Genomic DNA, 8,783 nt, shown 5'->3' with positions numbered 1-8,783 from the left:
GCGGGACGGGCGGGGCGACCTGCGGACGCGGCGTCAGGTCGCCGTCGATGTTCGGGCGCGGCGTCGGCACGGGCACGACGCGGGCAGTGATGTTCGGCGCGGGGCGCGCGGGACGCTCCGGCCTGTCGAGGGCGTCGGGATCGAGCCGGCCTTCGCGCTGCAGCGGGGGTGCGTTGCCGAAGCGCGGCCGCTCGTCGGACCAGACCGGCGGGGTGGGGAAGCGCTGGCCAGCCGCCTCCAACTCGCGGATGTTGATGGGCGCGCCGGTATAGGCGTGGATGGTGACGCGGGCGCGCTGGCCTGCGGCCCCCACCGTCTCCACCACCCAGACCCGGCCGGCGAGGCGCGGCCGGCTGATGGCGCGGTAGCCCATGGAGCGGGCAATGGCGATGGCGTCGGAGGCCGGCAGGACGTCCTCGACCTCCGGCTCGACATAGCGGCGACGGTAGACCGGCGGCTCGTCGTCGTAGTCGTAGACCCGCGGCGGGCCCCAGCCGCCCCAGTACTGCACCTCGACGGCTGCGGCGGGAGCGGGCGCGGCGGCGATCCCGGCGGAAAGCGGTGCCGCGGATGCCTGGCCGAGACCGGCAGCGAGGGCGGCGGCGGCCGCCGTCATGAACAGTGAATGGCGCACGCGATCGTGTCCTTCTTCCCCCTCGAACCCCGGACAAGGTTTCGGCAAGGAGAACGGCGATTTCAGGGCGGGCGCGTGTCGCTTCTTGTCGGTTCCGCTCACTCCGCCGCGAGTGGCGCCGCGGCCCGGGCAGCCACCGCGAGGAAACGGTCGATGTCCTCGTTGCGGGTGGCGAAGGACGTGACCAGGCGCATCATGACTTCGCCGGGGCGGGCGCGCTCGGCTTCGGGCAGGCCCTTGTCCGGCCAGGGATAGAAGGCGGCGCCCTCGGCCTTCAGCGCATCGACGATCTCCTGCCGGAAGATGGGGAAGAGACCGTTGGCCTGGGGCTTCAGCGGCAGGCGAACGCCGGGAATGGTGGAAAGGCCTTCGGCAAGGCGGGCGGCAGCGGCATTGGCGTCGCGGGCGAGGTCGAGCCAGTGGCCACCGTCGAGGAAGGCCTCCATCTGCGCCGCGAGGAAGCGGTGCTTGGAGAGGAGATGACCGGCGCGCATGCGGCGGCGGACCATCTCGGCACCCTTGGCCGGATCGAAGTAGATCAGCGCCTCGCAGGCGAGGCCGCCGCCCTTGGTGGTGCCGAAGGAGAGCACGTCGACGCCGGCCTTCCAGGTGATCTCAGCCGGCGAGCAGCCGAGGGCTGCCACCGCATTGGCGAAGCGGGCGCCGTCCATGTGGACGCCGAGACCGTTGGCGTGGGCGATGGCGGAGAGCGCCGTCACCTCGGCCACCGAATAGACCTGGCCGAGCTCGGTCGACTGGGTGATGGAGAGGGCGTGGATCGGGGCGTTGTGCGGCACGCGGCGGCCGAGGCTGGCGATCGCCGCCTCCAGCGCATGGGCCGTGATCTTGGCGCCGCGGCCGGGAATGCCGACCAGCTTGGCGCCGCCGGTGAAGAATTCCGGCCCGCAGCACTCGTCCTCGATGACGTGGCTCTCGTCGTGGCAGAGCACGATGCCCCAGGGCGGTGTCAGGGTGGAGAGGGCGAGGCCGTTCGCCGCCGTGCCGGTGGCGACCATGTAGACGCCGACCTCGCGCTCGAAGAGGTCGCAGAGCTTCTGCACCACGGCTTTCGTGGCGTCGTCGTTGCCGTAGCCGAGCCGCGCCCCGCCATTGGCGGCGGCGATGGCCTGCATGACCTTGTCGGACGCGCCGAGGCCGTTGTCGCTGGCGAAGAACATGGGAAGGCTCCGGATCGGTGGGGGCGCTGGAGGCATCTCAAGCCCGCCGGGGCTCCGGCCGCAAGGGCCCCGCGCGCATGCGCGGGCTGCCGGGCCGGGTGCGGACTGTTGTCCGGGCAAAGGCGCGCGCTGCGCGATCCGTCATGGCCGGGCTTGTCCCGGCCATCCACGACTTGACCACGACGATCCAGGGGAAGTCGTGGATACCCGGGACAAGCCCGGGCATGACGGTGACGAGGTGATGCGCGAGAGGCCGCCCGATATGGCGCAGCACCTGTAGGCCAGCGGCGGCGCCTCTCGTATCCCGCCCCGCCGCTCAGCGCGGCAGGGTGGTGGTGCCGACAAGGTCCTTGTCGATGGAATGGGCGGCCTGGCGACCCTCGCGGATCGCCCAGACGACCAGGCTCTGGCCGCGGCGCATGTCGCCCGCGGCATAGACCTTGTCCACCGAGGTCCGGTAGTCGTTGGTGTTGGCCGCGACGTTCTTGCGGGCGTCGAGCTTCACGCCGAGGCTCTCGACCATGCCCTCGTGGACCGGGTTGACAAAGCCCATGGCGAGCAGGACGAGGTCGGCCTTCAGCTCGAACTCGCTGCCGGCGATCGGCTGCATCTTGTCGTCGACGCGCACGCACTTCAGGCTCTTCACCCGGCCGTTCTGGCCGGTGAACTCCGAGCTCATGACGGCAAAGTCGCGCTCGGCGCCTTCCTCGTGGCTGGAGGAGGTCCGCAGCTTCAGCGGCCAGAGCGGCCACACCAGGGCCTTGTTCTCCTTTTCCGGCGGCTTCGGCATGATCTCGAGCTGCGTCACCGAAAGGGCGCCCTGGCGCACCGAGGTGCCGATGCAGTCGGAGCCGGTGTCGCCGCCGCCGATGACGACGACGTGCTTGCCCGAGGCGAGAATCGGCTCGTTGGTGCCGATGGGCTCGCCGGAGACGCGGCGGTTCTGCTGCGGCAGGAAGTCCATGGCGAAATGGACGCCCTCGAGGTCGCGGCCGGGGATCGGCAGATCGCGCGGCTTCTCCGAACCGCCGGTGAGCAGCACAGCGTCATAGGCGGCCGTGAGCTCCTCGATCGGGCGGGTGACGCCCACATGCTCGTTGTAGTGGAAGGTGACGCCCTCGGCCTCCATCTGATGGATGCGACGGTCGATGAGGCGCTTCTCCATCTTGAAGTCCGGGATGCCGTAACGCATCAGGCCGCCGGCCTTGGCGAACTTCTCGTAGACGTGGACGTCGTGGCCGGCACGGGCGAGCTGCTGGGCTGCGGCGAGGCCCGCAGGCCCCGAGCCGACCACCGCGACCTTCTTGCCCGAGCGCGTCTTCGCCGGTTCCGGCGTGATCCAGCCTTCGTTCCAGGCGCGGTCGACGATGGCGCATTCGATCGTCTTGATGGTGACCGGCGTGTCCTCGATGTTCAGCGTGCAGGCCGCCTCGCAGGGCGCGGGGCAGATGCGGCCGGTGAACTCGGGGAAGTTGTTGGTCGAGTGCAGGTTGATCGAGGCTTCGCGCCAGCCGCCGTTGTAGACGAGGTCGTTCCAGTCGGGGATCTGGTTGTTGACCGGGCAGCCGTTGTGACAGAACGGGATGCCGCAGTTCATGCAGCGCGCCGCCTGGTTGCGGGTGCCTTCCTCGCTCAGCGGGATGACGAATTCACGGTAGTGGCGGATGCGGTCGCCGGCCGGCGCATAGCGCCGGTCCTGACGGTCGATCTCCAGAAACCCTGTTACCTTCCCCATGATCTTATTCTCCTGCCAGCGCGAGCGGACGCTGGGCCTGTTCCATTTCCTGAAGGGCGCGGCGGTATTCGACCGGCATGACCTTCCTGAATTTGGGCAGCATCTCCGACCAGCGGTCGAGGATGTCCCGGGCGCGCCGGGAGCCGGTGTAGCGGGCGTGGTTGGCGATCAGCTGGTGCAGACGCTCGGCGTCGAACCGGCTCATGTCGCTCATCACGTCGACGCGGCCGTGGCTGTCGAGCCCGCCGGTCTGGTGATAGACGCGCGACAGGAGGTCGTCCTCCTCCGGCACCGGCTCCAGCTCGACCATGGCCATGTTGCAGCGGCGGGCGAAATCGCCGGCCTCGTCCAGCACGTAGGCGATGCCGCCGGACATGCCGGCCGCGAAGTTGCGTCCGGTCTGGCCGAGGACGACGACGACGCCGCCCGTCATGTATTCGCAGCCGTGGTCACCCGTGCCCTCCACCACCGCGATGGCGCCGGAGTTGCGCACGGCGAAGCGCTCGCCGGCGATGCCGCGGAAGTAGCACTCGCCCTCGATGGCGCCGTAGAGCACCGTGTTGCCGACGATGATCGAGTTGTCGACGTCGAGGCTGGTGGCCTCGGCCGAGGGATAGACGATGATCTTGCCGCCCGAGAGTCCCTTGCCGACGTAATCGTTGGCCTCGCCCTCGAGCTCCAGCGTGACGCCGCGGGTGACCCAGGCCCCGAAGCTCTGGCCGGCGGTGCCCTTCAGCTTCACGTGGATGGAGTCGTCGGCGAGCCCGGCATGGCCGAAGCGCGTCGCGACCTCGCCCGACAGCATGGCGCCGACCGAGCGGTTGACGCTGCCGATGGCGGTCTCGATGACCACCGGCTTGCCCTCGGTGAGGGCCGGCACGGCCTCGGCGATGAGCTTGCGGTCGAGCACCGCCTCCAGGTGATGGTCCTGCGTCTCCGAGTGGAACACGCCGACCTCGGCCGGCACGTCCGGCTTGTGGAAGAGGCGCGAGAAGTCGAGGCCCTTGGCCTTCCAGTGGTCGATCGCCTCGCGGCGGTCGAGCATCTGCATCTGGCCGACCATCTCGTCGATGGTGCGGAAGCCCATGGAGGCCATCAGCTCACGCACCTCTTCGGCGACGAAGAAGAAGTAGTTGATGACGTGCTCGGGCTGGCCCTTGAAGCGCTTGCGCAGCACCGGGTCCTGGGTGGCGACACCCACGGGACAGGTGTTGAGGTGGCACTTGCGCATCATGATGCAGCCGGTGGCGATCAGCGGCGCGGTGGCGAAGCCGAACTCGTCGGCGCCGAGAAGGGCGCCGATGACGACATCGCGGCCGGTCCTGAGGCCGCCGTCCACCTGGACCGCGATGCGCGAGCGCAGGCGGTTCAGCACCAGGGTCTGGTGGGTTTCGGCGAGGCCGATCTCCCACGGCGAGCCCGTGTGCTTGATGGAGGTCAGCGGCGAGGCGCCGGTGCCGCCCTCGAAGCCGGAGATGGTCACGTGGTCGGCGCGCGCCTTGGCGACGCCGGCGGCGACCGTGCCGACGCCGACCTCGGAGACGAGCTTCACCGAGACGTCGGCCCGCGGGTTGACGTTCTTCAGGTCGTAGATGAGCTGCGCCAGATCCTCGATCGAGTAGATGTCGTGGTGCGGCGGCGGCGAGATGAGGCCGACGCCCGGCGTCGAATGGCGCACCTTGGCGATGACCGCGTCGACCTTGTGGCCGGGCAGCTGGCCGCCCTCGCCGGGCTTGGCGCCCTGGGCCATCTTGATCTGCATCATGTCGGAATTGACGAGATATTCCGTCGTGACGCCGAAGCGGCCGGAAGCGACCTGCTTGATGGCCGAGCGCATGGAGCGCCCGTCCGGCAGCGGCTGGAAGCGCTCGGATTCCTCGCCGCCCTCGCCGGTGTTGGACTTGGCGCCGATGGCGTTCATGGCGAGCGCCAGGGTCGTGTGGGCCTCGCGCGAGATGGAGCCGTAGGACATGGCGCCGGTGGCGAAGCGCTTGACGATGGCGGCGGCCGGCTCGACCTCGTCGAGGGGCACGGCCTTGCGGCCCATCTCCTCGGCGGTGCGGATGCGGAAGAGGCCGCGGATGGTCTGCAGGCGCGAGGTCTGCTCGTTGATGAGGCGGGCGAACTCGCGGTAGCGGTCCTGGCTGTTGCCGCGCACCGCATGCTGGAGCGCCGCCACCGTCTCCGGCGACCAGACGTGGTCCTCGCCGCGGATGCGGTAGGCATATTCGCCGCCGACCTCGAGGTTCGCCTTCAGCGTCGGGTCGTCGGAGAAGGCCGCGGTGTGGCGGGAGACCGTCTCCTCGGAAACCTCCGGCAGGCCGACGCCGCCGATACGGGTGGCGGTGCCGGTGAAGTACTGCGCCACGAAGTCGTCGGCGAGGCCGACGGCGTCGAAGATCTGCGCGCCGCAATAGGACTGGTAGGTGGAGATGCCCATCTTGGACATCACCTTCATGATGCCCTTGCCGATGGACTTGATGAAGCGCTTGACCACCTCGTGCGCGTCGACCTCGGGCGGCAGCTCCCCGTTCTCGTGCAGCTCCTCCATGGTCTCGAAGGCGAGATAGGGGTTGATCGCCTCGGCGCCGTAGCCGGCCAGGCAGCAGAAGTGATGCACCTCGCGCGCCTCGCCCGTCTCGACGACGAGGCCGGCGGCGGTCCTCAGACCCTTGCGGATCAGGTGGTGGTGCACGGCGGCGGTGGCGAGCAGCGCCGGGATCGGGATGCGGTCCGGGCCGACCATGCGGTCGGACAGGATGATGATGTTGTAGCGGCCGTGGACGGCGGCTTCCGCACGGTCGCAGAGGAGCTGCAGCGCCTCGGCCATGCCGGCGGCGCCCTTGGTCGCGGGATAGGTGATGTCGAGGGTCTTCGTGTCGAAGGAATCCTCGCGATGGCCGATGCAGCGGATCTTCTCCAGGTCCTCGTTGGTGAGGATCGGCTGGCGGACCTCCAGGCGCTTGCGGCGCGAGGTGCCGTCGAGGTCGAACAGGTTCGGCCGCGGCCCGATGAAGGAGACGAGGCTCATGACGAGCTCCTCGCGGATCGGGTCGATCGGCGGGTTCGTCACCTGGGCGAAGTTCTGCTTGAAGTAGGTGTAGAGCAGCTTGGACTTGGACGAGAGCGCCGAGATCGGCGTGTCGGTGCCCATCGAGCCCACGGCCTCCTGGCCGGTGGTGGCCATGGGCGCCAGCAGGATCTTCACGTCCTCCTGGGTGTAGCCGAAAGCCTGCTGCTTATCGAGCAGCGGCACGTCGGTGCGCGAGGCGCGCGGCTCCACCGGCGGCAGGTCCTCGAGGATCAGCTGCGAGCGCTCCAGCCACTCCTTGTAGGGGTTGGAGGCGGCGAGCTGGGCCTTGATCTCCTCGTCGGAGATGATGCGACCCTCGGCGAGGTCGACCAGCAGCATCTTGCCGGGCTGGAGACGCCACTTGCGCACGATCTCGCTCTCCGGAACGGGCAGCACGCCCATTTCGGAGGCCATGATGATGCGGTCGTCCTTGGTGACGAACCAGCGGGCGGGGCGCAGGCCGTTGCGGTCCAGCGTCGCGCCGATCTGGCGGCCGTCGGTGAAGGCGATGGAGGCCGGGCCATCCCAGGGCTCCATGATGGCGGCGTGGTACTCGTAGAAGGCGCGGCGCTGCTCATCCATGCTCTTGTTGCCGGCCCAGGCCTCGGGCACCAGCATCATCACCGCATGGGCGAGCGAATAGCCGCCCTGGACGAGGAACTCGAGCGCGTTGTCGAAGCAGGCGGTGTCCGACTGGCCCTCGTAGGAGACCGGCCATAGCTTGGAGATGTCGTTGCCGAAGAGCTCGGAATCGACGCTCGCCTGGCGCGCCGCCATCCAGTTGACGTTGCCGCGCAGGGTGTTGATCTCGCCGTTGTGCGCGACCATCCGGTAGGGGTGGGCGAGCGACCAGGCGGGGAAGGTGTTGGTCGAGAAGCGCTGGTGGACGAGGGCGATGGCGCTCTCGAACGTCTCGTCGTGCAGGTCGGGGAAATAGGACCCGAGCTGGTCGGCCAGGAACATGCCCTTGTAGACGATGGTCCGGCACGACAGCGAGACGGGGTAGTAGCCCTTGGTGCGCGCGTCGTTCAGGTCGTAGACGAGGTTCGAGATGACCTTGCGCAGCACGAAAAGGCGGCGCTCGAACTCGTCCTCGTCGGCGATGTCGGCGCCGCGGGCGACGAAGATCTGCCGGTGCAGCGGCTCGGTCGGCTTGACGCTCTCGCCGAGGGAGGAGTTGTCGGTCGGCACCTCGCGCCAGCCGAGCAGCACCTGGCCTTCGTCGGCGACGACCTTCTCGATCGCCTCGCGGACGATGGCCTGGCCCTCGGGGTCGCGCGGGAAGAAGATGAAGCCGACGGCATAATGGCCGGGCTCGGGCAGGTCGAAGCCGAGCTTCCCCGCTTCCTTGCGGAAGAAGGCGTCGGGGATCTGCACCAGCATGCCGGCGCCGTCGCCGGCGCGCGGGTCGGCGCCGACGGCACCGCGATGCTCGAGGTTGAGCAGGATCTGGATGCCGTCCTGGACGATCTTGTGGGACTTGCGGCCCTTCATGTCGGCGATGAAGCCGACGCCGCAGGAATCCTTCTCGTTGCGCGGATCGTAGAGGCCCTGCGCGGCGGGCAGGCCAGGGTCGATCACGGCGCGCGTGCGGTTTTTGACGCGGGCGGGCACATTGGCTTTCGTGGCGCGATTCGTCCGCGCCCCGATCTCCACACCCGACATCGCACCAATCCGCTGCGTGCTCATCATCCACCTCGTTCTGCGGCGCGCGCGCCGCTGTTCGTGCCCTCACCGTGACACGGGAAGCCGGCACTGGCGACGGAGGACATCCGCAACCGGTCCGGCATGCAAACTCGGGGCCTCACGTCCTCCCCGACGCCCCTGTTCCGGGGTCATTCTGGATAGGGCAGCGATGCTGACCTTTCTCAAGGCGTTATTTGACAGATTTCAAAGAGACGCACAAGCGTCAATACGTCCCGCAGGCCGGGATGGGATCATGTTTATTGCCGGACCCTGCGCAAGGCCGGTCGAAATGGATAAAATCTCCGATCCGCGCGCAACTTTATGACTAAGGGCGTTGTGCGGGGGCTTGGGGAGGGGGCGGCGGCGTTGCCCCTTCCGCAGGGGTCGGCGCCGTGCCGCGCGGCCAGCGGAAGTCGTCGATCCGGCCTGCGACCGGCGGCGGCGCCTCGCCGCGCACCAGGACCGATGCGGCGATGC

Annotated in this window: 4 protein-coding genes; all 4 read right to left on the bottom strand. The window is 68.9% G+C overall.

The window, feature by feature from the left end; translation table 11 throughout:
* Positions 1 to 634 (bottom strand): hypothetical protein (locus ACT6XY_RS21450; RefSeq protein ID WP_444750341.1); only part of this gene is annotated, 634 nt, incomplete at its 3' end.
* A 98-nt stretch (positions 635 to 732) separates the two neighbouring features.
* Positions 733 to 1,812 carry a threonine aldolase family protein gene (locus ACT6XY_RS21445; protein WP_444750340.1) on the bottom strand — a complete coding sequence of 360 codons (1,080 nt, stop codon included), beginning with the start codon at positions 1,810 to 1,812 and terminating at the stop codon, positions 733 to 735.
* A gap of 316 nt (positions 1,813 to 2,128) precedes the next feature.
* Positions 2,129 to 3,547: a glutamate synthase subunit beta gene (locus tag ACT6XY_RS21440; RefSeq protein WP_444750339.1), complete on the bottom strand. Its 1,419-nt coding sequence runs from the start codon at positions 3,545 to 3,547 to the stop codon at positions 2,129 to 2,131.
* A gap of 4 nt (positions 3,548 to 3,551) precedes the next feature.
* Entirely contained in the window at positions 3,552 to 8,312 is a 4,761-nt protein-coding gene (gene gltB, locus ACT6XY_RS21435; RefSeq protein ID WP_444750338.1) for a glutamate synthase large subunit, read from the bottom strand.
* Positions 8,313 to 8,783: the final 471 nt, after the last annotated feature.

Source organism: Phreatobacter sp. (assembly GCF_052440005.1).
Classification (GTDB): domain Bacteria; phylum Pseudomonadota; class Alphaproteobacteria; order Rhizobiales; family Phreatobacteraceae; genus Phreatobacter.
Note: the sequence above shows the minus strand (reverse complement) of the source record. Positions and strands in the feature narration are given on the sequence as shown.

Excerpts from the sequence above, each read along its gene's own strand:
- ACT6XY_RS21445 (WP_444750340.1), bottom strand. The coding sequence starts at position 1,812 with ATGTTCTTCGCCAGCGACAACGGCCTCGGCGCGTCCGACAAGGTCATG.
- ACT6XY_RS21440 (WP_444750339.1), bottom strand. The coding sequence starts at position 3,547 with ATGGGGAAGGTAACAGGGTTTCTGGAGATCGACCGTCAGGACCGGCGC.
- gltB (WP_444750338.1), bottom strand. The coding sequence starts at position 8,312 with ATGATGAGCACGCAGCGGATTGGTGCGATGTCGGGTGTGGAGATCGGG.